1 pseudogene is annotated in these 559 nt (G+C 43.6%); it reads right to left on the reverse strand.

Going from position 1 to position 559, the window contains the following annotated elements:
* Positions 1 to 559 (reverse strand): annotated as a pseudogene (locus tag R7044_RS27235) (hypothetical protein); the annotation flags it as partial.

A 559-nucleotide genomic window follows, 5' to 3' on the forward strand; every position in this document is an offset into this window, starting at 1 on the left:
CTTCAGGCATGACCTTTTTTAGAGCCAGCATCGCTAGACCTTGGCAAGAATCGCGGAAACCTAAGTACACGCCAAAAAACGCAGTCATTACTGAGAAAATATTCAGCATCAAACTCATTAGTTTTAGCGTCGTGCCGTCCATACCTTGCGCAACCATCGCAAGAGCAGAGATGTTCTCTTCTGCTGCTTTAACCGCTTGTTCATGTGACATCGCAAGCGTAAAGGAAATCGCATAGAAGAAGACCGTCACAAACAAGATACCGAAAGCAATTTTCATTGCGCGCATGGCTTTAAAGCGAGCAACCTCAATCGATTTTTCTTTTGAGCGGTATGAGATCACCATTGGGCTCAAGCTTTGAATAAAGAGAATAGACGTTAGAGTAAACGGCAGTAGCTCAATTGCATCTTTCAAACCAGCGCCTGTTTCTGGAATCGAACCGACATTCGCTACATCCCATTTTTCGATCATCATGACGCCAAGTAATGCAACGGTACAAAGTTTAATCAGCACAAGACCAGTACTGACCTTAAACAAAATCTTTTCGCCACGAGATGCAAT

This window comes from Vibrio sp. 1402, from assembly GCF_033340275.1.